A 21,471-nucleotide genomic window follows, 5' to 3' on the forward strand; every position below is an offset into this window, starting at 1 on the left:
GAGAGATTATATTTTAATACGCCCTTCCAGGACCCCCAAAGTTCTGGAAGGGTTTTTTATTTTAATGTCAGTATAAAAGCAGTCCCCTGGTTGGGCTGTGTCTGTATGTCAATCTTGCAGTCAATGGCCTTAGCCAGATCGCGTATCAAATGCAGGCCTAATCCCGTCTTAATTCCAACAACTTCTTTATCGTCATATAAGGCTTTAAATTGTTCCTGAGTGCCACCCGGGCCATTATCTGTTATGGAAAGGTGTTTTATCCCGTTTTCCTGCCATGCTTTCCAGATTATTTTAGCATTATTGGTTTTTTCCAAAGCTTTGATAGCATTTCCTGTCAGATTTCGGATAATTGTTTTCAGGTAATTTTCATCAGTATTTAGCACTAATCCTTGCGGGTCTTCAAACAGGATGTCAATTTTTTCCTGTCCTGAAAAATGTTTTCGAGTGTCTTCAAATAACGAACCTACACTAATGGTTTTAGGCTGAGGTTTGAAGTTTTCCATTTGGCCTTTGCTCCAAAGCAATAAGTCTTCCATGGAATTAAGCAGGTTTTCGGCAGAATTGATTGTTTTGTCTTCCATTCTTTTTTTGCTTTCAGCATCCAGCAATTCGGGACTCTCTTTTTGCAGATGGAGAAAATGAATCAGACTCGACACAGGACTTCTCAAATCGTGATTGAGGATACTGAAAAAGCGGGATTTTGTTTTATTGGCCAAATCCAATTCGTTATTCAGTTGCTGTAATTTTTCATTACTTCTTTTGCGGTTTCGGCTTTGGTAGAACAACAGTATCCCGATAATTCCCAATAGGATGAGACCCAGTATAAAATACCATTTCTGTTTTTCCTTACTCTCAATTTTGAGCTTATTGAACTGGATTTCCTTGTTTTTTAGTTCAATTGTCCGTTGGTCTTCCAGATTTTTTACCGTTTCTTTTGTGTCAGTCTGATAGATGGAATCTTTATAGGTGTTAAATTTTTTGAAATAAAGAAGTGCGTTTTTAGAATCGCCCAATTCCTCATACAACGAGGCAATCTGTTTAAAATCGGTTGAAAGTGATTTGATGTCGTTGCTTTCCTGGTCATAAATAACTGCCTCCTTCAACATCAGTAAAGAAGTATCTGCCACGGGTCTGCTTTTATAAAAGGAGTTGTTTTTGGGGTCTGCATACTTGTCCATGTAAATCATGGAAAGATTTTGCAGGTTGTAGGACATGACTCTGCGAATTTTTAACTCCTTGCTGATTTTTAATGCTTCCTTGATATGGCTTTCGGCCAGGTCATATTTTTTCAATTCCAAATAGGAACTTCCTAACGTCCCGAGATTTGTAGCTACAAAATTCAGGTTGTTGTTTTTTCGGTTGATTTCCAGTGCCTGATTGAGGTAGGAAACCGCCAGTTCATTTTTACCTTCGTTATTGTATAATACGCCAATATTTTCAAGAATCACGGCTTTCATCGTCGGATTGTTAAACTTCTTGTTTATATCCAATGCCTTTTTGAAATATTCCAGTGCCTTTTTCCGGTCTTTCAGGTCGTTGTATATAAACCCGATGTTGATATAGGTTCCTGCAATTTCTTCGTTTTTGCCTAATTCCTCACTTAGTTTAAGCGATTTGAAACTGTAGTCGAGTCCGTTTTTGTAATCATTTCTATAGATATAATAAACGGCTATATTCCGGTACAAAACACTCAATACCTGCTTGTCTTTAGTTTCTTTGGCAAATACAAGACCTTTTCGGTAAAAATTAATCGCTGTTGAGTCGGTTGTGTTAATTCCCAGGCAACGGTAGCCTTCGGCCAGACCATTTTTAAAATCAATAGTCTCTGCCATTTCAATGGCGCTTTTTGCCAGTTGCTTTCCTTTTTCAGGATCCACCCTAGAATATTCCTGGCTCAGCTTGTTTTTGATAATGACAATTGTTTTTTTGTCTTTGGTGTTTTTTAGGGCTGTTTCCAACGAATCAATCAGCATCTGTCCTTGCTTTTGGGCAGATAGTGCTGTAGAGAACAAGCAGAATACTAAAAATAAGAATGCCTTTTTCATGATAGCAGTATATTGATGTTTTCTTTAAAGCTCCTTCCCACAGGAATCATGGCCCCATTGCTGAGCAGGATTTCCTGGGTGTTGATTTTTTCTATGAATTGTTTTTGTACGGCAAAACTCCTGTGAATTCTTATAAAAGATTGAAAATGGGATTCTTTAAGCAGCATTCCTATGCTTGACAGTACACAATGCCTTTTTTTAGAAGTAATAATCAGCGTGTAGTCTTTTAGGGCTTCAAGATATAAGATGTCATGTAGCTTAACTTTGGTCTGGTCGTGTCCTTCTTTTATATAAATCACATCACCACCTATGCTCGATTCAAATAAGGAGGCTTTATGCTTTATTTCCATGAATTCTTCAATGCGGCGCATGGTCTGTGCAAAGCGGTCAAATTTTAAAGGCTTGACGATAAAATCTAAAGTGTCAAGTTCAAAGCTTTCAACGGCAAATTCCGGGTGTGAAGTGATGAAAATACAGGCGGAAACTTCTAAAGCTTTTTTTCGCAATTCCACACCATTCATGCCGGGCATATCAATATCCAGAAACAAAATGTCCGGTTTGTTGTTTTCCATAAAAGCGAGTGCCTCGTCGGCGTTATCAAAAACGCCCAAAATGGAAAGGTTTTCAAACCGTTTCGCAAACGAAAGCACCGTAAGTCTGTCTATTTCGTCATCATCGACTATGATGCATTTTAACTTTTCCATATCCGGTAGGATTTACTCAAATATAGATAAAAAATTTAACATTTATTAAGAAAAATGTTATTGGTCTATTTAAAATGTTATTGGTCTATTTCCTGTTTTTTTAGCCTGATGATGTCTGCAACTTTGTCCCAACCATATGAGTAAAAAATAACAACAAAAAATTAGAGAAATGAAAACGATTAAAATCTTATCAGGAGCATTATTGGCAATTTTAGCAATCTCTTGTAGTAGTGATGACAGCAAGCCCGGATCTTCTTATCCTGTTGAAAATCCTTTAGAATCTTATTATACACAAACGGGATTTACAACAACAACAAACTTTATTAATTCAGGCAGTTATGAGTTTGGTTTGGCTTTTTCTCCAAATGTAAAAGGGGTTATGAAAGCGATAACAGTAAAATTACCGGATGCAAATCCAGCATTAAGGGTTACGATTTGGGATTATACTACAAAAGAGGTTATAAAAACAGAAACTGTAAATGTGGCGAGTGCTAATACATTGGTTTCTCATCCTATTTCTGACTTGGCATTAGAAAAAGACAAAAAGTATATGATTACGATGAATTCTAATGATTGGTACAAAAGGAATAAGGCTGATAATACCAATGCAACTTATCCGGTTACAGCGGGAAATATCAATTTTTTAGAATACAGATGGCTTAGTGGAACAACTCAAACATTCCCAACCACTGTGTCTGCAAATTACAATGCGGGTGACTTAAGTTTTGACTTCAAAAGGACAGAATAATTTCTGGGGTTAGTTAGAAAAAGACCTGGTGTTTTACGGCCAGGTCTTTTTTTTACAGCAAGAAATAGATGAACAGTTGAACAATGCGGTAATGAATATATAGATGTTTTTAGGATTAGTTGAAAAAGGTCTGGAGAATAATAATCCGGGCCTTTTTTGTTTAGCAAAGTCTTGGGATAAATTTTTAAATCAGTCAATCTTTCAATATATTTGAAGAATGAAGATTGAATCGCAAATAGAAAAAATTTCCAGTTTCCAGCATTTGGAGCTGTTAGCCAATCAGGTTGTCGAGGGTTTTATTTCGGGAATGCACAAAAGTCCATTTCATGGGTTTTCTGCCGAATTTGCAGAACATAAGGTATATAATTCCGGTGAAAGCACAAAACATATCGATTGGAAACTGTTCGCAAAAACTGACAGGCTCTATACTAAACGTTTTGAGGAAGAAACCAATCTCCGTTGCCACCTGATTATTGACAATTCATCTTCCATGCATTACCCAAAATTACAGGATGGGCAACAATTTTTCGAAAGCAAGATTGGATTTGCTGTACTCGCATCGGCAGTATTGATGAATCTGCTCAAAAAACAACGGGATGCTGTCGGGTTGAGTGTCTATTCAGACAGTTATGAATATTATGCTCCAGAAAAAGGAAGCGAGCGCCATCACCGGATGCTTCTCAACAAACTGGAACAATTGCTGGCAGAATCAAAACAGTCTAAAAACACTGATACGGTTACTTTCCTGCATCAGATTGCCGAAAAGATGCACCGCCGTTCCATGATTATATTGTTTACGGACATGTTTCAACCCGGAAATGAAGAAGCGTTGCTGAATGCGTTACAGCATTTAAAACACAACAAGCATAAAGTCGTATTGTTTCATGTTATCGATAACAAAACGGAACTAAACTTTGATTTTGACAATACTCCAAGAAAATTTATAGACCTTGAATCGGGAGAAGAGGTCAATCTTTTTGCAGATAACATAAAAGAAGAGTATGAAAAACGTGCTGAAAGCTATTTTAAGCGATTGTCATTGACCTGCGCACAGAACAGAATCAAGTATGTTCCTGTGTCGGCGGGCAAAAATTTTGAAAAAATACTCACTACATATTTGGTTGAAAAACAAATGTTTGGGTAAAACGATAAAAAAAGTTTTGATTTTTTTTGCAAAAATGCTTGCAGAAGTAAAAAACTGTGGTATATTTGCACTCGCAATTAAGCGCTGGTTTGGTAGTTCAGTTGGTTAGAATACATGCCTGTCACGCATGGGGTCGCGGGTTCGAGTCCCGTCCAGACCGCTAAATTGGGGGAAGCCTTTCGAAAGAAAGGCTTTTTTGCCCAAAAAGGTTTTTAAGATTAGTTGTGTTGTTTAGGTACGAAAGTACCAGGTTTAGTAGTTAGACCAATGAAAAGCTTTCCATTTACTTGGAGGGCTTTTTTGATTTACATAACGCCTCCTTTTATCATTAAAACCACACTTCCCTAAATTCCCATACTTTATACAGAAAAAGTCCCAGGAATCCCATACACACAACAAATTTTATAAAGGTTGAAGCTAAAAATCCGATAAATGATCCGGTTGCTGCTTTTAGCGCACGGGAATGGTCTTTGGAATCGTATAACATTTCGCCAATAAAAGCACCCAGAAAAGGACCTATAACAAACCCAAAAGGAATAGGGGCAATCAGTCCGACAACCAATCCTATGTTGGTGCCCCAGATTCCATAAGAACTGCCGCCAAAATGTTTGGTTCCCTTAGCCGGAATAATATAGTCGAGAATGCCGGAAACGATGGCTATGAACAGCGTAATGCCCAACACCCAGTATTCGGTTTCAATTCCGTCGCAGAAGTAAAGGAGCAGTAAACCTATCCAGGAAAGCGGAGCATCTGGGAGCACAGGCAGAAAGCTGCCAACGATTCCTCCAATCACGCACAAAAATCCGGCAACCAATAAAAAATATTCCATAAATTAAATTTATTATTTTTGAATTATGTAATATTACAAAATGCCTGCCAATCATCACATGAGAAAACTAACAGCAATTCTTTTTTTAGGACTTTTGTGTTCTTGCCAGAATCTTCAGAATCAGAAGATTTCTGAAGAAGAACTGCTCAAACAGGAGCTCCAGAAAGTAAACTGGAATCAGGTAGATGAATTTCCTTCTGTGGCAACTTGTGATTCCATTAAGGATGAAACCACCAGAAAGCAGTGTTTTTTTGACTTCCTGACGGTTACCATCCAACAGAAACTGGATTTGGATACGTTGTCAATTTTATATCCGCAGATTGATACAATACAGGTTAAGGTTACCGTATATCCGGATTCAAGAATTGAGTTCGAACCACAGTTCCCGTCGGATAGCCTGGCCTATGATAAAGTGAAAATTGACAGCATACTCCATAGCCGTCTAACCGATTTTCCAAAAATAAATCCTGCCCTAAAAAGAGGCATCCCGGTAAAGACACAGTTTATTTTACCGGTAATCCTTAACGTAGAATAATAACCTTAGAATTTTCTGCCTTTCCATTCGTATTTTCCAAAAAGAGAATACAGGGCAACCGCTGTACTGAAAAAAGGATAAAACAGATTGCTGATTAGAAAAAACCGGACCTGTTCCGGCTTTAGAAACTTTCCGGTTGGATTTAGCAACAGGAAATCGGCAAAGATTTTTACAGCAAACAGCAGATACCAGCCCCAAAAAGAAAACAGTCCCAAAAATGTCAAAAGCAATCCGACAACAATAGCCAGATTTCCTCCAAAAACAATAAGGGCAAGAATTTTCCCGAAAGCATTCTGATAGGATGCCGTTTTTGAAGCCCAACGTACCCGTTGATGGAAAACCGCTTTCCAGCTATCCAAAGGTTCCGTCAGGACAATATTGCTTTCAGATTTTAGGTAGTGTACTTTTTCAGGATATTTAGCCACGGCTTTTTGCAATACAAAAACATCATCACCGCTGGCAAGGTCATCATTTCCTTCAAAGCCACCAAGTTCAAAAAATAAATCCTTTTTATAAGCGAGATTGGCTCCGTTACACATAAAAGCCTTTTGCAGCCCGAAACTTCCTATAGTGGCTCCCTGCAGGCTAATCATATCCAATTGCTGGAATTGCTGTAGGAAAGATTCATCCGCAGAAAAAGATACTGCCCCGGCAATCATTACAGGATTATGGTTTTGAATGTAGCTGTCGATTGTTTTTAACCAGTCTGGGCTAACAAAACAGTCGGCATCGGTAGTTATAACCCATTCGTTTTCTAAGAGGTTTATTGCTGTTACAATTGCGTCTTTTTTTGGGGAAGCGGATTTTCGGACGGAGTCAATTATCCGGTAGTCGTAACTCAAAGCTTGGAAGTTTTGGATAATGTTAACGGAATCGTCTGTTGAGCCATCGTTTACAAAGATAACCTCGAATTTTGACCTTGGGTAGTCCATCTGCGAGAAAGAATACAGCAATTGGGGAAGATGTTGGGCCTCATTTCTGAAAGGAACAATAATCGAAAAGGTAGATTTTGGTTCAGAGCTGTTGTTTTTGAAAACAGCCACCTTGCGGAATCCGTAAGCCAGTCCGATGATAAAAATGGAATAGACACTTACGATTCCAAAAAACAGAAAGGTTATGATTTCCATTTTGACTTAAAATTAAAGACATAATAGCTTCCAATAACTACAGGAAGCACCACATTTAAAAACCACATCAAGGTACTGATAAAAACAACAATCCATTCGTTTACGCCAAGCAATCCGAAAAAAAAGACGGCAACACTTCCTTTGACAGCAAAATCTAAAAACTGGAATGTGGGTAAGGAGGAAGCCAGGAAATAGACACTCGTAATAGTTGCCATAAGTAATACATAAGGCAGCTTGACATCAAAAGCAAGAAACAGGAAATAATACTGATGCGAAAAGATGAGGTAGCGGACAACCGCCAGAAGTATATTCTTTTGATGAATTTGCTTTGGAATCTCGTTTATCTTTTCAAATAGCAGATGAAGAGAGTAGCCTTTAACCGTAATTTTTTTCAAGCCAAAGAGTAGGCCGACTATAAGCAGTACTATTCCAAAGACAAGCAAAAGGCTTTTATTGGAAACAATTGGAAATTTATAATTGAAATAAAGCAATCCGACCGTACCAAAAATGATGGTCAGAATCATTTGGATTCCATTGCAAATCAGGTTTAGGAATACAATTCTTTTGGCTTCTTTTTTTTTGAAATATAATGTTTTAGCACCATATTCTCCAATTCCGTTTGGTGTGAAAATGGAGGCAGTCAATGCGCCTAAGACCTGCTCTGTGGCGCTGCCAATAGAAATTTTTTCAACGACCTGAGCAAGATTCTGCCATTTTAAGATTTCAAAATAGCGATTGAAAAAGCTGAATGATAGCAAGAAAATAATGCCCCAGAAAGATTTTTTCCTGTCCAGCAAATCAAGAAATTTTTGCCAATCCAACTGTTCATTATGTGCCAATTGATTCCAGATAAAATAAAATGCGCCGCCAACAATCAAAAGTTTGACCAGAAACACGAGGAATTGTTTAGCTTTGTGAGGAATTGCAATCATTCGGCAAAATAACAAATTAAAATTGGCAAACGAACGTATCATATTAGGAATTGATCCCGGAACTACCATCATGGGTTTCGGATTGATAAGAGTCATCAATAAAAAAATGGAGTTTTTACAATTGAATGAACTTATATTGAGCAAATATGACGATCATTATACCAAGCTAAAAGTCATTTTTGAAAGAACCATCGAATTAATTGAAACCCACCATCCGGATGAAATTGCCATCGAAGCGCCCTTTTTTGGAAAAAACGTACAATCGATGCTGAAATTGGGACGTGCACAAGGTGTTGCCATGGCAGCAGGTCTTTCGCGACAGATTCCTATTACGGAATACGAACCTAAAAAGATAAAAATGGCCATTACAGGAAACGGTAATGCGTCTAAAGAACAGGTAGCTAAAATGCTTCAGCAACTTCTGGCATTAAAAGAATTACCAAAAAATCTCGACAGTACAGACGGTTTGGCAGCAGCAGTATGCCACTTTTTTAATTCCGGAAAAGCAACCGGTACCAAAAGCTATTCGGGTTGGGATGCTTTTGTAAAACAAAATGAAGAAAGAGTAAGGAAATAATATATTTCTGCACGATACTAAAAAATGAGCGGTATTTACATCCATATCCCTTTTTGCAAACAGGCTTGCCATTATTGCGACTTTCATTTTTCAACTTCTATGAAAAAGAAAGAAGAAATGGTACAGGCATTGGTGAAAGAAATGCAAATGCGGAAATCGGAATTTGAAAACGAAACCGTAGAAACTATTTATTTTGGCGGCGGTACACCTTCGGTTTTGTCTGATGAGGAACTGGCTTTTTTAATTGATGCCGTATATGCCAATTTTAAAGTGGCAGAAAATCCGGAAATTACTCTGGAAGCCAATCCTGATGACCTTTCAGATGAACGAATTGTTGAGTTGGCGGGCAGTCGGATTAACCGTTTAAGTATCGGTATTCAGTCTTTTTTTGAGAATGATTTGAAGATGATGAATCGTGCGCATAATGCCGAAGAAGCCAAAAAATCACTGGAAACGGCAACACGTTATTTCGACAATATTTCCATCGACCTCATTTATGGTATTCCGGGAATGACAAATGAAATGTGGAAACAGAATATAGAAACAGCCCTGAGTTTTGGCATTCCGCATATTTCAAGCTACGCCTTAACGGTAGAGCCCAAAACAGCCCTAAAGAAATTAATCCAGACCGGAAAAGTTTCCGAACCCAAAGATGAAGTGGCTCAGGAACATTTTATGATTCTGGTAGAAATGCTTCAGCAACACGGATTCATTCATTATGAACTGTCCAATTTTGGCAAGCCGGATTATTTCTCCAAAAACAATTCGGCCTATTGGCTGGGCAAAAAATATATTGGTATTGGTCCTTCTGCCCATAGTTATGACGGTATTTCCAGAAGCTGGAATATTGCCAACAATCCCATCTATCTGAAAGAAATCGAAGCCGGAAAATTACCCGGTGAAGTCGAGATTTTGACCTCAAATGACCGCTATAATGAATATATCATGACCGGTCTTCGCACTATTTGGGGCGTTTCGCTTAATCGCATTCAAAAAGAATTTGGGAAAGAAGTATTGCAATATTTACAAAAGCAATCGGAAAAGTTTATTGCTGACGGATTGCTTGCCGTCGAAAAAAATATCTTGAAAACAACACCAAAAGGAAAGTTTTTGGCAGATGGAATTGCAAGTGATTTGTTTTTGATAAATTTGGATGATTAAATGCAAAAGCCAGGTGGTTTTTGTACTAATTAAAACATCTGACAATGATTGCTACAATCCAGCATAATAGCCAAAATTTTGAAGTTGACTTTTCAAAACCGATAGACATTTCCATTACCCTGACCAATACTGATGAAAATCCTATTGCCTGGTATATAGAAAAACCCGTTATTGAACCTGTCCGTTTTGGTCATTGGGTAGGAAAGGTTTCTGAAGGAAGTTCCTCTACCAATTTTAATAATATCTTTTTTAATCCGCACGGACACGGGACACACACGGAATGTTTGGGGCATATTACAAAAGAATTTTACAGTATCAACCGGCATCTGAAAACCTTTTTCTTTACGGCAGAGTTAGTTTCTGTTGAACCGGAACTGCGTGGTGAAGACCTGGTAATCACCAAAAACCAGATAGAAAAGGCTTTGGAAGGAAAATTTACTGAAGCCATTGTCATCAGAACGTTGCCAAATCCGGAAGAAAAGCTTTCGAGAAAATATTCCGATACCAATCCGCCTTATCTGGATGAAAAAGCAGCAGTTTTTATCAGAGAAAGAGGAATCAAACACCTGCTGATTGATTTGCCAAGCGTTGATAAGGAAAGAGACCATGGGAAATTGTTGGCTCATAAGGCATTCTGGAATGTTAAAAACACCCATGATTTGAACGATGATGCCCGATTTGATGCCACAATTACGGAACTAATCTTTGTGCCTGACCATGTAGAAGACGGGAGTTATCTGCTTAACCTGCAAATAGCTTCTTTTGAAAATGATGCCAGTCCAAGCAAACCTGTTCTATATAAGATATGATTAGGATTTCTACAGATAAAGACAAATTGGATGTTTCGTTTATCCATAAATTCATCACCAACACCTATTGGGCAAAAGGAAGAACTATGGAAGAAGTGAAGACGACCATTGAGAATTCTTACTGTTTTGGGATTTACAGTAATGGAAAGCAGATAGGATTTGCAAGAGTAGTGACAGATTATGTTGTTTTTGCGTATATTATGGATGTTTTTATAGCGGAAGAACAGCAAGGCAAAGGATATTCGTCACTGTTGATGGACAGATTATTAACCGAGCCGGCTTTTAGCAAGGTAAAGACATGGCGACTGGCAACAGCAGATGCCCACTTTTTATATGAGAAATTTGGATTTGGAGCATTGGCCAATCCGGAAAAACAAATGGAAAAAATAATAAAATAATTTCTATGGAATATACCTCAGTACCACCTCAAAAGCTATTGACGTATTGGAGGCACGGTGGCCAGCATTTAACTCGGATATTTGATAAAGATACGGAGGCTTTTGAGTATATTGAGGTTACAGACCCATTAGAGATAGGGGGTAGTTTTCCCGAATCATTGAGAATTACTGATTCAAAATTTGATTCAGTCCACACAGTGAATTGTACATTTGAAAAAAGCATAACTTTTAGAGATTGTATTTTTGAAGGAGATTTTATAATTAACGAAGGGAATTTTAAATCAAGATTGCATTTTTTAAATTGTGAATTTCACGGTAATTTTGTTATAAGAAATGGTTTTTTTAACACCTTGCTGTTTGACAATTCTAAAACATTAAAACAAGCCAAAATTGTTGGCGGATTATTTGAAAGGTTTGTGTATTCCTCTGTCGATGAAAAAACAATCTTTCAAATTGAGGGTCGTTTCACATTTATTAAAGAAATAAAACTAATATCTGTTTTAGGAATGACATTTTTTGCTAAACAAGGCGTAGTAAATTATTTATGGATTGAAGGGTATTACAATTTTTCATCGCGTATAAATTTTTCAGATATAAAATGTAATAGTGTTAAAATTGAAGGTGTAAACAATGATGGAAAAATTTATTTTTCAAATTTTAATTACTGCCAAGTAACTGCCTTGAATCCTGTACCTCTGACTTCAATTCAAACTTACCCTGATAAAAGTGATGAAGAAGAATCTCTTCATCATGAGATTCAAAAAAATTTAAAAATAAATGACAATATCTCACTTTATAATTATTTCTTTTTTAATTCATTAAGGAAGGAACTTTTGTATGAAAAGACAAGGGCTAATACATTTGTCTTTAATATGATGCCTAGAACAAAGCCATTATTTAGTATAATAAACTGCTCATTAGGAATTTTAGAGTTAAGAGATATCCCTTTGGTAAATATGGGAGTTGAAGTTCTGTCATCAGATTTATCCTTTATAAAACTTATTAATACTACGTTTCCATTACAAATTAAATCTTTCAACTCTTTGAATGAATTCTATGTTTATAACGATATATACACAAGTGCGAACAGGCAGAATAATTTTAGGGATAAGATAAATTATTATAGGGTATCTCAACAAGCACTTTTAAAGAATATAATTTCAGAGGGGAGGTTTACCGCATTTCCATCTTATATCAGCATTGTTGTTTCTAAATATGTCAGCAATCACGGGAGTAATTGGGGACGTGCATTAATTGTCACTCTTTTAATAGGAATAATAATGTATGGTCTTTTTGTTATCTCCTTTAGCGATATTTCATTTGATTTATCAATACACGGATTTATGTATTTTTCTCAGACAATTTTACCTTATCTCCCACAATTTTTTAATCCTTTGCATAAAATGGAATTTATGGAAAAAGTTAGCACTAATTCCGGAGCATTTACAGGGCTAACTGACATTTTAAGCAGGTTATTTATCAGTATTGGAATATTTGAATTGGTAAGGTCATTTAGAAAATTTGTTAGGACATAAAAATTGTAATTTGGTAATCTAAAAACTAAAAGAGATGAACATACAAGCCTATTTTGAGTATTGCCTTTCTAAAAAAGGCGTGACAGAACATTTTCCTTTTGATGAAGACACATTGGTTTTTAAAGTTGGTGGAAAAATGTTCGCGCTTTCCTCACTTAGTGGTTGGGAAAAAGGCACACCATCTATCAATTTAAAATGCGATCCGGAACGGGCCGAAGAGCTTCGTGCCGAGTTTGACGACATTAAGCCGGGCTATCATATGAGTAAAGTGCACTGGAATACGGTTTCCCTGCATGGTGATGTTACTGACAAGATGGTAAGGGAACTTATTGATCATTCCTATGATTTGGTTTTCAAAAGCTTAACAAAGAAAATCCAAACTGAAATTATTGAATTAAAAAATTAGGTATTACTTTTGTGGATATATGTCTACAAATTCAGCAACTGAAAGATGAAAGAACAAATTAAAAAGTTTTTAAACGAAGAACAAGACCCAAAAGCAATCGAAAAGATTACTTCAAAACTGACCGATCTGCTCATGAAAAATGAGGAAATAGGCTATATAGGAGTGCAAAAAAAACCTGCCATTACGGTTTTTCCGGACAGCATTGTGCTTACAAACAAAAGGATTATTATCTGCAAGCCTAAAAATTTAGGATTGTCGATGGATTTCACAGATTATACATGGGATGATATTGCTGGGACTTTTGTAAAAGAGAATATTTTAGGTTCCGAATTTTCATTTACAACTAAAACAGACCTGACCATTTCTATCGATTATATACCAAAAACACAGGCAAGAAAAATCTATACTTTTGCTAAAGAACAACTGGATGTATTAAAAAATGGGCCGGTTGCGCCTGCTTTTGCTGAAGAACCAAAAGTAGAAGAATTCGAAGAAAAAGAAATCGCTGCAGAAACATTTGCTGAAGTAGAAGAACCGGAAGTTATTGAAGAAATGGAAACTGAAGAAGTGACTGATTTTGCTGAAATCATTCCTGTTTCCCAATCCGGATACCGAGATGAAAAACAATATCCGGACGAAAAGCCTGAAGTTGCAAAGGAAAAAACTTTAGGAGAATTGTCGCAGGACGAACTGTTTGAAAAATTACAGAATTATAAAAAGCTATTGGACAACGGACTAATTATGCAGGGAGAATATGATGCCTTGAAAAAAGAAATTTTAAGCCATATGTAAAATGCCATGAGCAAGGATATTGAAAACCTGATACCGCACAGGGCACCTTTTTTATTTGTTGACGAAATTATTTCTGTAGATAAAGAACAAATCATAGGCGTTAAGAAGTTTGACGACACGAATTTTATCTTAAAAGGTAATTTCCCGGAATTTAATTATGTTCCCGGGACTATTCTGTTAGAATCAATGGCGCAATGTGGTGGAGCCGGTGTTCGGTTATTAGGAGTTACCAACGGAATCTTTGCTTTGGCTTATATTGAAACGGCAGAATTTTTAAAAGGCGTTTTGTTTGGCGAACAGGTCAAGTTTGTTATCCGGAATTTGCGACTGAGCGAAAAAATAATCAAGCAATCCGGAAAGGCTTATGTAGGTGACGACATTGTTATGGAAGGCTCCTGGATGAGTATCCGAATTGAAGAAGCGATTTAGAAATAAAATACTTTAATATAGAAAAGGCGAAGAGTGTCTGATACTCTTCGCCTTTTTATTTTTTATTATCGATATTATAAAGTACGTTTTTGCTTTTCTACAAAATTATGGGCCTGTAGTTCCAAAAGTTCTTTTGCCTTTTTGCGTTGGAGGTCAAATAATCCTTTATCAGTAGCGATGTCTTCATAAACTTTATCGTGCATTTGAGCGCTGGTTTTCACCAATAGCTCTCTCTGATATTTGTCCTGGCTGATAGTGGCTTTTAAGGCAGTTTCTATATCCTCTAACTTAAAGTCGTATTCTCCTTTTGGCGACAATAGTTTTGCAATAATTGGTGAAGTCTCAATCGCCAGAAACAATAACATGATAAAGAAAGAAGGCAGCCAAGGCAGTTTGTTCAATGCATTGATTCTTGCCATAAGTCCGTCAAATCCATCTATAATCGGCTGGGTTTCGGTTACTTTCTTATCCTGGTCGGCTTCCAGTTTTTTCGATAGTTTTTCTGTTTCGGCAATTTTGGCCAGATTGTTTTTTCTTAACGTGTCCAATTCTGATTTTGCCAAATCATGCTTTGCAATCTTTTCTTTAAAAACGGGACCTTTGCCAAGTTTCTTGGTTCCGGCTGTTCCTTCAGCTTCCGCAATATAAGTCTCATACAAAGTATTGACTTCTTTTTCCTTTTTCGTTATTTCAGATTTAAGACTATCGATTTTTGCCTTGTTTTTTTCAAGATCCGATTTGAAATAGTTGGCAACCTCTTTTTTGTTATTCAACGCCATTGCGTTCTTTTCTTTCAAAAGCACGGTGTCGATTTCTTTTTCAAAGATTTTGATTTCCAAAGGTTTTGAGATTACAATGGCAATAATAATAGCCAATGCAATCCTGGGTGTTGCCTGAATAAATTCGTTAGAAAAGCTGTCTCTTTTTCGAATTGTTGAAACGATAAAACGATCCAGATTAAAAATTAGCAATCCCCATACAAATCCAAAAAATACGGCGGTATAAACATTGTCAAAAACGGTATAGAGAGCATAACTGCTGGCGATAAATGCCATTACTGCTGTGAAAAATACGGTGGCTCCAATTCCGGCATATTTGTTTTGCTCGCCATTGGAGCAGCTTTCGATGATTTTTTTGTCAACTCCGGAGCAGACAATAAAGAAGTGTTTTAACATAATGATTGATGATTAGAATATTGGAAACGTGTCCAATAATATGATTGATGATGATGATGTCTGCAAAAGTAACGCCAAATTTCAATAAATGTTATAAAATGTTGATATGTTTTGGCTTAGGGATAAAAAAAATCCGCCAGAAGGCGGATTTATAATGGAGGTTATAACTAACTACAAATTTTTCCCTTTTGTATTTATGAGACTCCCATTTTTCGTATTTAATTCTTGATTATCTTATCAAAAATTTCAACCTTATCCAGCGGATATTTCTCAGGAGTCTTACCCATCTGTTTTTTGTCAAAATAATTATGTGTATAAAAATGGAATTGAAACGGCTGCGGATGTTTTTGGGTTCTGGCGTTTTTCATAACAGAACTTCCAAGGACGTAGGCAATGTCTGACGGACTGTAGTTGTTCAGTTCAGTGTTCTTTACGTTTACATCGTCAATCCAAACAGCATATTTTTTTGAATCCTTGTAATCTTCTAATTCTGCCGCAGTTGGTGATTTCTTGACATGACCTTTAGGAATCCTCAGATAGGGTTTAAAGCGGTCTTTTTCTTCTGCTGTTAATTCTTCGTAGGTTTTGTCTAAAATAATGTCTTTGCCTTGCACTCTGTCCTTTGTCCAGGTTCCGGTTTTATAAATAATAAATCTTACGCCAGCGAAATAAGCAGCCTCATTGGTTTGATTGTTTTCGTTGGGTTGCTTTTTTTTCCAATTGGAAATTGGCTGATTCATTTCGCTTTCTTTGACACGCTCCCCGTTTATCCAAACTTCCGGCTCTTTGTCTTTTGCGGCTGTTTTTTCTATGCAGGAAGCAAATACCAGTCCTGCTAAAACAGGTACTAAGGCTATTTTTTTAAGAAAAGCTCTTGATTTTGATGTGGTTTTAGTCATCATAATTAATCTTTTTTTAGTTACTGAAAAATTCAAATTACTGGCCAAGTAAAAGTTGCTGTTCCATGATGCCTTTTCGACAAGCAGATTTTGGTAAAATGAAACATTTTTATGCGATTCTACCACGTTTTCGTCTGCCAGGAATTCATGGTTGAGTTGTATTGCTTTTTTATAGAAGACCAGTATGGGGTTGAACCAGAACAGGGTCTTCAATATTTCGATAAATAGGACATCGTAAGTGTGTTTCTGTCTTACGTGTGTCAATTCATGTGTATACAGTTCTTGCTGTATGTTGTGGCTGTTAAAATCATCTTCGTTTATGAAAATGTATTGTAGGAACGTATGCGGCAACTGCTCTTCTTTGGATAGGACCAGTGTGGAACAATTGAAGGCTACCTTTCTGCTTTTTTTGGCTTTCAGAATTAAGCTGTAAATGTTTTTTCCAAACCGGATAACCAGAAATAATGTTGCCATGGCATACAAACTCCAAAGTATTATTGGAATATAATTTGTCTCGCTTTCCAGGACTTGGGCAACATCTACAGCTATAGTCTGGTTCTGGGTTTGCGTCAGAACCTGATTCGGAGCCGATTGGGATAATAGTAAAGGTTTCGGCAAGGATTCAACCGCTACTTCAATTGTAATAAAGGGAATTGTAAAAGAAATTATGAGACTGAATAAAAGGTAAAACCTATTAAACGTGTGCATTTTTTCTTTTTCCAAAAAAAGATGATAAATACCTAATAGTACAATCAGGCTAGCGGTTGATTTTAATAAATAGATTTCCATTTTTTATTGAAAAACAGATTAGTTTTTAGACTTCATTTAAATGTATTGGCACGTTGTATTTAACTCTTACTGCCTTTCCGTTTAAAGTACCAGGCTGCCATTTTGGAGAGGTTTTTAACAATCTCAAAAATTCTTCAGCTGTTCCCTTTCCTAAATCTTTTACGATTTTGATATCGGATAAGCTTCCGTCTGTTTCAACTATAAAAGAAGCAATTAGATTTCCTTTTCCTTTAAAACCGGAAGGTATCTTATATTCTTTTTTAACATATTTGGAAAAAGCTTGTAAACCTCCTGGAAATTTTGGTACCGAGAGCCCATCATCTGATTTCCCTGGCGAAGCTTCGTAAACTTTCTGCGTTTCTTGCTCTCCCATTGTTGACTCCTCTGCTTTCATAATTTGCTTTTTAGCCACTACTTCAGTTACCTCTTTTTGATTATCTGTTTCAAAACATGAGAAGGAAATCAGGCCGGCTAAAATTGGCAGTACCGATAATTTTGTGAGCAGAGCTCTCGATTTTGATGTGGTTTTAGTCATCATAATTAATCTTTTTTTGGTTACTAAAAAATTCAAGTTACTGGCCAAGTAAGAGTTGCTGTTCCAAGATGCCTTTTCCAGAAGCAGGTTTTGGTAAAAAGGAACATTATTATAGGATTTCACGACTTTTGCATCTGCAAGAAATTCGTGGTTGAGTTGTATTGCTTTTTTGTAAAAAATCAGGATTGGATTGAACCAAAACAGGGTTTTCAAGATTTCAATTACTAAGACATCAATTGTATGTTTTTGCCGTACATGTGTTAATTCATGAGTATATAATTCTTCCTCAACATTTCGGTTTTCATAATCTTCTTTATTAATGAAGATGTAATTCAGAAAGGTGTGAGGCACTATTTTTTCTTTGACCAGAACCAAAGTTGAAATTTCAAATTTTTTCTTTGGATTGGACTGTATCTTTTTGGTAATTGACAATAGGTTTTTGATAAATCGAAAAAGGAAAAGTGAGGTTATTGTCCCATACAAAATCCATAAAACCCATACAGAATAATCGGATTGCTGTTCTATCGAAATAGCTTGTGCCTGTATTGTTTGAACGGCATACGGAATCAGATTTTGTTGTAATTCTTCATGTATAGTTTCAAATTTGATAAACGGGATTGCAAACGAAACCGCCAAACTGGCCAAAAGATAAACTCTGTTGAAAACGTTCATTTTCTCTTTTTCCAGAAAGAGAATATAAACGCCTAAAAGGATAGCCAGGCAAAGTGACGATTTGATTAGAAAGCCGATCATTTTTTCTTTTTTTGAATTTCCTTGTCGATAATCTTTTGGAGTTCTTCCAGTTCTTTTTGTGTCAGATTCGTTTCTTTGGTAAAGAAAGAAGCAAATTGCGAGGCTGAATTATTAAAAAAGTTTTTAATCAGCCCGTTTACATGTTTCGAAAAATAATCCGATTTTTCAACCAAAGGATAATATTCCCTTGAATTACCTATTTCGTTATATGCTATAAAATTTTTATCGGCCATCCTTTTTAGTAAGGTGGCAATGGTTGTTGTGGCTGGTTTTGGATCCGGATAACATTCAAGCAGGTCTTTCATAAAACCTTTTTCCAGTTTCCAAAGGTGCTGCATCAATTGTTCTTCTGAGTTGGATAGTTGCATGGTATTTTATTGTTGTATTTCTATTTCATTAATTACATTGCCGTTTTCATAGGTCCTGATTCCTAACAGCTGCCCGTTTTCATCATAAAATTTCCAGTCGCCGTTGTAAAACCAATGGATTTCTTCATCGGTTACGACCATTTTTGTATTTCCTTCTGTCATTATCTTGCCGTTATCATAATAGTATATAGTATGGCAAATGTCATTTTTATATTTTTCTTCCCGGACTAACTTTTTGTCGGAAAACTGTCGGTGGGTGCCTTTCCCTATTCCGTCGCGGAATCTTCCAACACTTTTATATATTTTACTATCTATGGTGTCATATTCAACCCATCTTCCAACGCGTTCATTGTTTCGAATCCGATTGGTTTTGCAACCTGATAACATTAAAATGAATAATAACGCTGAAATTGAGGGTGTTATTTTTATAATCCTCATTCTATAGTTTTGTAATTACTCTACAAATGTAGAAATAAAATTTAATTCTACAAGTGTAGAGTGAATTTTTTTTGAAATAAAAAAATCCGCTCAGAAATGAGCGGATGTGTTAAAAGTTTATAGGTAAAGTTAAAGCGGTTCTCACAGGAAGCCCGTCTTTTAATCCGGGCTTCCATTTAGGTGAAGCTTTTAGAACTCTAATCATCTCTTTGCTTGTTTCATGTCCTGCACTACGTATAATTTTTATATCTACAACACTTCCGTCCAAGTCAATAACAAAAGCCGCCAAAATTTTTATTGGGCCTTCCACATTGCGAGGGACTTTGTAGTTTGCACTAATATATGCAGCAAAAGCTTTCATCCCTCCCTCAAATTGAGCGGGAGTTTTGTCGGTTGCAGAATAAACTTTACTGTCATCCCAATTTACTTGTTCCAGAATTTCTTCTTTTTTAAGTTGAGGACTTACCGCTTTTATAGGCTGACTTGTTTCTTCTTGGGCATGAGCAAAACTATTACACAAAAGAAACAATAAAAATAGAGCCAATCCTTTTAGGGTATTATAGTGATGTGTCATGATTACTTTTTAGAAAGCTCTACAAAATACTTATAAAACAACGGGATTGTTTCAATTCCTTTCAAATAATTGAATACGCCAAAATGCTCGTTAGGCGAGTGGATGGCATCGCTATCCAAGCCGAATCCCATTAAAATAGTCTTGCTTTTTAATTCTTTTTCAAACAAGGCTACAATTGGAATACTTCCTCCGGAACGAACAGGAATTGGCTGTACGCCAAAGCTTTCGTTATAGGCTTTTGCCGCTGCCTGATAACCAATGCTGTCAATTGGAGTCACATAGCCCTGACCACCGTGATGCGGTTTCACTTTTACTTTTACACCGCTCGGAGCAATGTTCTCAAAGTGTTTTGTGAAGAGTTCAGTAATTTCATGCCAGTCCTGATTTGGAACCAGACGCATCGAAATTTTAGCATAGGCTTTGCTGGCAATAACCGTTTTTGCTCCTTCTCCGGTATAGCCTCCCCAGATTCCATTAACATCTAAAGTTGGACGGATGGAGTTTCTTTCATTGGTTGTATAGCCTTTTTCGCCATAAATGTCGTTAAGGTCAAGCGCTTTTTTATAGTCTTCTAAAGAGAAAGGCGCTTTTGCCATTTCTGCTCTTTCGGCATCAGAAAGTTCTTCAACCTTATCATAGAATCCCGGAATCGTGATGTGGTTGTTTTCATCATGAAGCGAGGCAATCATTTTGGCTAAAACATTGATAGGGTTGGCTACTGCACCACCATATAATCCGGAATGTAAATCGCGATTTGGTCCTGTAACTTCCACTTCTACGTAACTTAATCCACGTAATCCTGTTGTGATAGATGGTTGTGTATTGGAAATCATTCCCGTGTCAGAAATCAGGATTACGTCATTTTTAAGTTTTTCCTGGTTTCTTTCCACAAACCAGCTTAGACTTGCCGAACCAACTTCTTCTTCACCTTCAATCATGAATTTCACGTTACATGGCAGGTTATTGGTTTGCACCATATATTCCAATGCCTTTACGTGCATATACATCTGTCCTTTGTCGTCACAGGCACCTCTGGCGAAGATAGCGCCTTCCGGATGTAACTCTGTTTTTTTGATAACCGGTTCAAAAGGAGGCGAAGTCCATAAATCCAACGGATCTGGCGGCTGTACATCATAATGCCCGTAAACCAATACTGTTGGCAGGTTTTTGCCAATTATTTTTTCTCCGTAAACGATAGGGTATCCTGGGGTGTCGCAAATTTCAACAAAATCACAGCCTGCTTTTTCGAGGCTTGCTTTGACAGCGTTAGCGGTATCGATAACATCTTGTGAGTAGGCAGAATCTGCACTGACAGATGGAATCTTCAGTAAATCAATAAGTTCGTTGAGGAAACGTTCTTTGTTTTTCTGAACGTAATCTTTTAAAGTATCCATGAAAGGTAAAATTGATATGTTGTCTGCCAAAAATACAAAAAAAGAATTTTTAATTTTTTTTAATTTTTTATTTGAAAGTTCAAAACTATGACTATATTTGCACCTCGATTGAGACAATAGTCAAGATCAAATGTCTACTGCGGGTATGGTGAAATTGGTAGACACGCCAGACTTAGGATCTGGTGCCGCAAGGTGTGTAGGTTCGAGTCCTATTACCCGCACAAAAGGTTAGCCTGTTTACGTCAAGTAGACAGGCTTTTTTGTTTGTTTTAAACTGGAGTCTCAAATTCTTTTTGAAGGTTGTCTCTCTATAAGATAAAAAGGTATTTTTTGGGTTTAATTAACATTCTCAAGCCTGCTTAAAAAGCCATTTTG

23 protein-coding genes and 2 tRNA genes are annotated in these 21,471 nt (G+C 36.7%); 13 read left to right on the forward strand and 12 right to left on the reverse strand.

The genetic code is table 11. From position 1 onward, the window contains the following. Positions 1–56: 56 nt before the first annotated feature. Both ASG38_RS13515 and ASG38_RS13520 read right to left on the reverse strand, forming a co-directional pair. Positions 57–2,045, reverse strand: coding sequence for a tetratricopeptide repeat-containing sensor histidine kinase (locus ASG38_RS13515; RefSeq protein WP_056072024.1), 1,989 nt, complete (start codon positions 2,043–2,045; stop codon positions 57–59). Next, positions 2,042–2,749: a LytTR family DNA-binding domain-containing protein gene (locus ASG38_RS13520; protein ID WP_056072027.1), complete on the reverse strand. Its 708-nt coding sequence runs from the start codon at positions 2,747–2,749 to the stop codon at positions 2,042–2,044. The genes ASG38_RS13515 and ASG38_RS13520 overlap by 4 nt, the downstream gene beginning before the upstream one ends. A 169-nt stretch (positions 2,750–2,918) precedes the next feature. On the opposite strand from ASG38_RS13520, the gene ASG38_RS13525 reads away from it, so the two are divergent. From ASG38_RS13525 to ASG38_RS13535, 3 genes are all read left to right on the forward strand, one after another. Next, entirely contained in the window at positions 2,919–3,497 is a 579-nt protein-coding gene (locus ASG38_RS13525; protein WP_056072029.1) for a DUF4082 domain-containing protein, read from the forward strand. A 217-nt stretch (positions 3,498–3,714) separates the two neighbouring features. After that, complete coding sequence (locus tag ASG38_RS13530; RefSeq protein ID WP_056072031.1) at positions 3,715–4,641, forward strand: DUF58 domain-containing protein; 927 nt, start codon at positions 3,715–3,717, stop codon at positions 4,639–4,641. 86 nt (positions 4,642–4,727) lie between these two features. After that, positions 4,728–4,801, forward strand: a tRNA-Asp gene (locus ASG38_RS13535). A 168-nt stretch (positions 4,802–4,969) separates the two neighbouring features. Here the strand turns inward: ASG38_RS13535 and ASG38_RS13540 are convergent. Further along, positions 4,970–5,470, reverse strand: a complete 501-nt coding sequence (locus ASG38_RS13540; RefSeq protein ID WP_056072034.1) for a DUF456 domain-containing protein — start codon at positions 5,468–5,470, stop codon at positions 4,970–4,972. A 58-nt stretch (positions 5,471–5,528) separates the two neighbouring features. Between ASG38_RS13540 and ASG38_RS13545 the strand changes: the two genes are divergently transcribed. Next, the gene (locus tag ASG38_RS13545; protein ID WP_056072527.1) at positions 5,529–6,005 is read left to right on the forward strand and encodes a hypothetical protein; all 477 of its coding nucleotides are present in this window, start codon (positions 5,529–5,531) and stop codon (positions 6,003–6,005) included. A gap of 5 nt (positions 6,006–6,010) precedes the next feature. Here ASG38_RS13545 and ASG38_RS13550 read toward each other — a convergent pair whose 3' ends face one another. Together ASG38_RS13550 and ASG38_RS13555 are read right to left on the reverse strand one after the other, a co-directional pair. Next, entirely contained in the window at positions 6,011–7,132 is a 1,122-nt protein-coding gene (locus ASG38_RS13550; protein WP_235498595.1) for a glycosyltransferase, read from the reverse strand. Further along, a complete protein-coding gene (locus tag ASG38_RS13555; protein WP_056072037.1) occupies positions 7,120–8,064 on the reverse strand; it encodes a lysylphosphatidylglycerol synthase domain-containing protein in 945 nt (314 codons plus the stop codon). The genes ASG38_RS13550 and ASG38_RS13555 overlap by 13 nt, the downstream gene beginning before the upstream one ends. A 22-nt stretch (positions 8,065–8,086) precedes the next feature. Between ASG38_RS13555 and ruvC the strand changes: the two genes are divergently transcribed. From ruvC to ASG38_RS13595, 8 genes are read left to right on the forward strand one after another with little or no spacing between them, the layout of a single operon-like run. Further along, positions 8,087–8,641 (forward strand): crossover junction endodeoxyribonuclease RuvC, encoded by a 555-nt coding sequence (gene ruvC, locus ASG38_RS13560; protein WP_056072040.1) that lies wholly within the window; start codon positions 8,087–8,089, stop codon positions 8,639–8,641. Between the two features lie 24 nt (positions 8,642–8,665). Continuing rightward, on the forward strand, positions 8,666–9,802 hold the full coding sequence (gene hemW / locus ASG38_RS13565; RefSeq protein ID WP_056072043.1) for a radical SAM family heme chaperone HemW: 1,137 nt from the start codon (positions 8,666–8,668) through the stop codon (positions 9,800–9,802). Positions 9,803–9,846: 44 nt separating this feature from the next. Continuing rightward, the gene (locus ASG38_RS13570; RefSeq protein WP_056072049.1) at positions 9,847–10,611 is read left to right on the forward strand and encodes a cyclase family protein; all 765 of its coding nucleotides are present in this window, start codon (positions 9,847–9,849) and stop codon (positions 10,609–10,611) included. Further along, positions 10,608–11,009, forward strand: coding sequence for a GNAT family N-acetyltransferase (locus tag ASG38_RS13575; protein ID WP_056072051.1), 402 nt, complete (start codon positions 10,608–10,610; stop codon positions 11,007–11,009). The genes ASG38_RS13570 and ASG38_RS13575 overlap by 4 nt, the downstream gene beginning before the upstream one ends. 5 nt (positions 11,010–11,014) lie before the next feature. Beyond that, the gene (locus ASG38_RS13580) at positions 11,015–12,544 is read left to right on the forward strand and encodes a hypothetical protein (protein WP_056072053.1); all 1,530 of its coding nucleotides are present in this window, start codon (positions 11,015–11,017) and stop codon (positions 12,542–12,544) included. Positions 12,545–12,578: 34 nt separating this feature from the next. Then, entirely contained in the window at positions 12,579–12,950 is a 372-nt protein-coding gene (locus ASG38_RS13585; RefSeq protein WP_056072056.1) for an MmcQ/YjbR family DNA-binding protein, read from the forward strand. 45 nt (positions 12,951–12,995) lie between these two features. Then, a complete protein-coding gene (locus tag ASG38_RS13590) occupies positions 12,996–13,742 on the forward strand; it encodes a PH domain-containing protein (RefSeq protein ID WP_056072059.1) in 747 nt (248 codons plus the stop codon). Positions 13,743–13,748: 6 nt separating this feature from the next. Continuing rightward, positions 13,749–14,171 (forward strand): 3-hydroxyacyl-ACP dehydratase FabZ family protein, encoded by a 423-nt coding sequence (locus ASG38_RS13595; RefSeq protein ID WP_056072062.1) that lies wholly within the window; start codon positions 13,749–13,751, stop codon positions 14,169–14,171. A 74-nt stretch (positions 14,172–14,245) separates the two neighbouring features. Here the strand turns inward: ASG38_RS13595 and ASG38_RS13600 are convergent, their stop codons facing one another. The 7 genes from ASG38_RS13600 to ASG38_RS13630 form a co-directional block, all read right to left on the reverse strand. Further along, positions 14,246–15,346 (reverse strand): DUF4407 domain-containing protein, encoded by a 1,101-nt coding sequence (locus tag ASG38_RS13600; RefSeq protein ID WP_056072065.1) that lies wholly within the window; start codon positions 15,344–15,346, stop codon positions 14,246–14,248. Positions 15,347–15,564: 218 nt separating this feature from the next. Then, entirely contained in the window at positions 15,565–17,034 is a 1,470-nt protein-coding gene (locus tag ASG38_RS13605; RefSeq protein WP_056072067.1) for a M56 family metallopeptidase, read from the reverse strand. Positions 17,035–17,059: 25 nt separating this feature from the next. Beyond that, positions 17,060–18,322, reverse strand: coding sequence for a M56 family metallopeptidase (locus tag ASG38_RS13610; RefSeq protein WP_056072071.1), 1,263 nt, complete (start codon positions 18,320–18,322; stop codon positions 17,060–17,062). Next, a complete protein-coding gene (locus ASG38_RS13615) occupies positions 18,319–18,690 on the reverse strand; it encodes a BlaI/MecI/CopY family transcriptional regulator (protein ID WP_056072074.1) in 372 nt (123 codons plus the stop codon). The genes ASG38_RS13610 and ASG38_RS13615 overlap by 4 nt, the downstream gene beginning before the upstream one ends. 6 nt (positions 18,691–18,696) lie before the next feature. Further along, positions 18,697–19,128 carry a toxin-antitoxin system YwqK family antitoxin gene (locus ASG38_RS13620; protein WP_056072077.1) on the reverse strand — a complete coding sequence of 144 codons (432 nt, stop codon included), beginning with the start codon at positions 19,126–19,128 and terminating at the stop codon, positions 18,697–18,699. A gap of 109 nt (positions 19,129–19,237) precedes the next feature. Continuing rightward, on the reverse strand, positions 19,238–19,702 hold the full coding sequence (locus tag ASG38_RS13625; protein WP_056072080.1) for an energy transducer TonB: 465 nt from the start codon (positions 19,700–19,702) through the stop codon (positions 19,238–19,240). A 2-nt stretch (positions 19,703–19,704) separates the two neighbouring features. Further along, positions 19,705–21,096 (reverse strand): dipeptidase, encoded by a 1,392-nt coding sequence (locus ASG38_RS13630; protein ID WP_056072082.1) that lies wholly within the window; start codon positions 21,094–21,096, stop codon positions 19,705–19,707. A gap of 139 nt (positions 21,097–21,235) precedes the next feature. On the opposite strand from ASG38_RS13630, the gene ASG38_RS13635 reads away from it, so the two are divergent. Further along, positions 21,236–21,317: transfer RNA gene (locus tag ASG38_RS13635), tRNA-Leu, on the forward strand. The last annotated feature ends 154 nt before the right edge of the window (positions 21,318–21,471 follow it).

It is taken from the genome of Flavobacterium sp. Leaf359, from assembly GCF_001423985.1.
In the GTDB taxonomy this organism is placed as follows: Bacteria; Bacteroidota; Bacteroidia; order Flavobacteriales; family Flavobacteriaceae; genus Flavobacterium; species Flavobacterium lindanitolerans.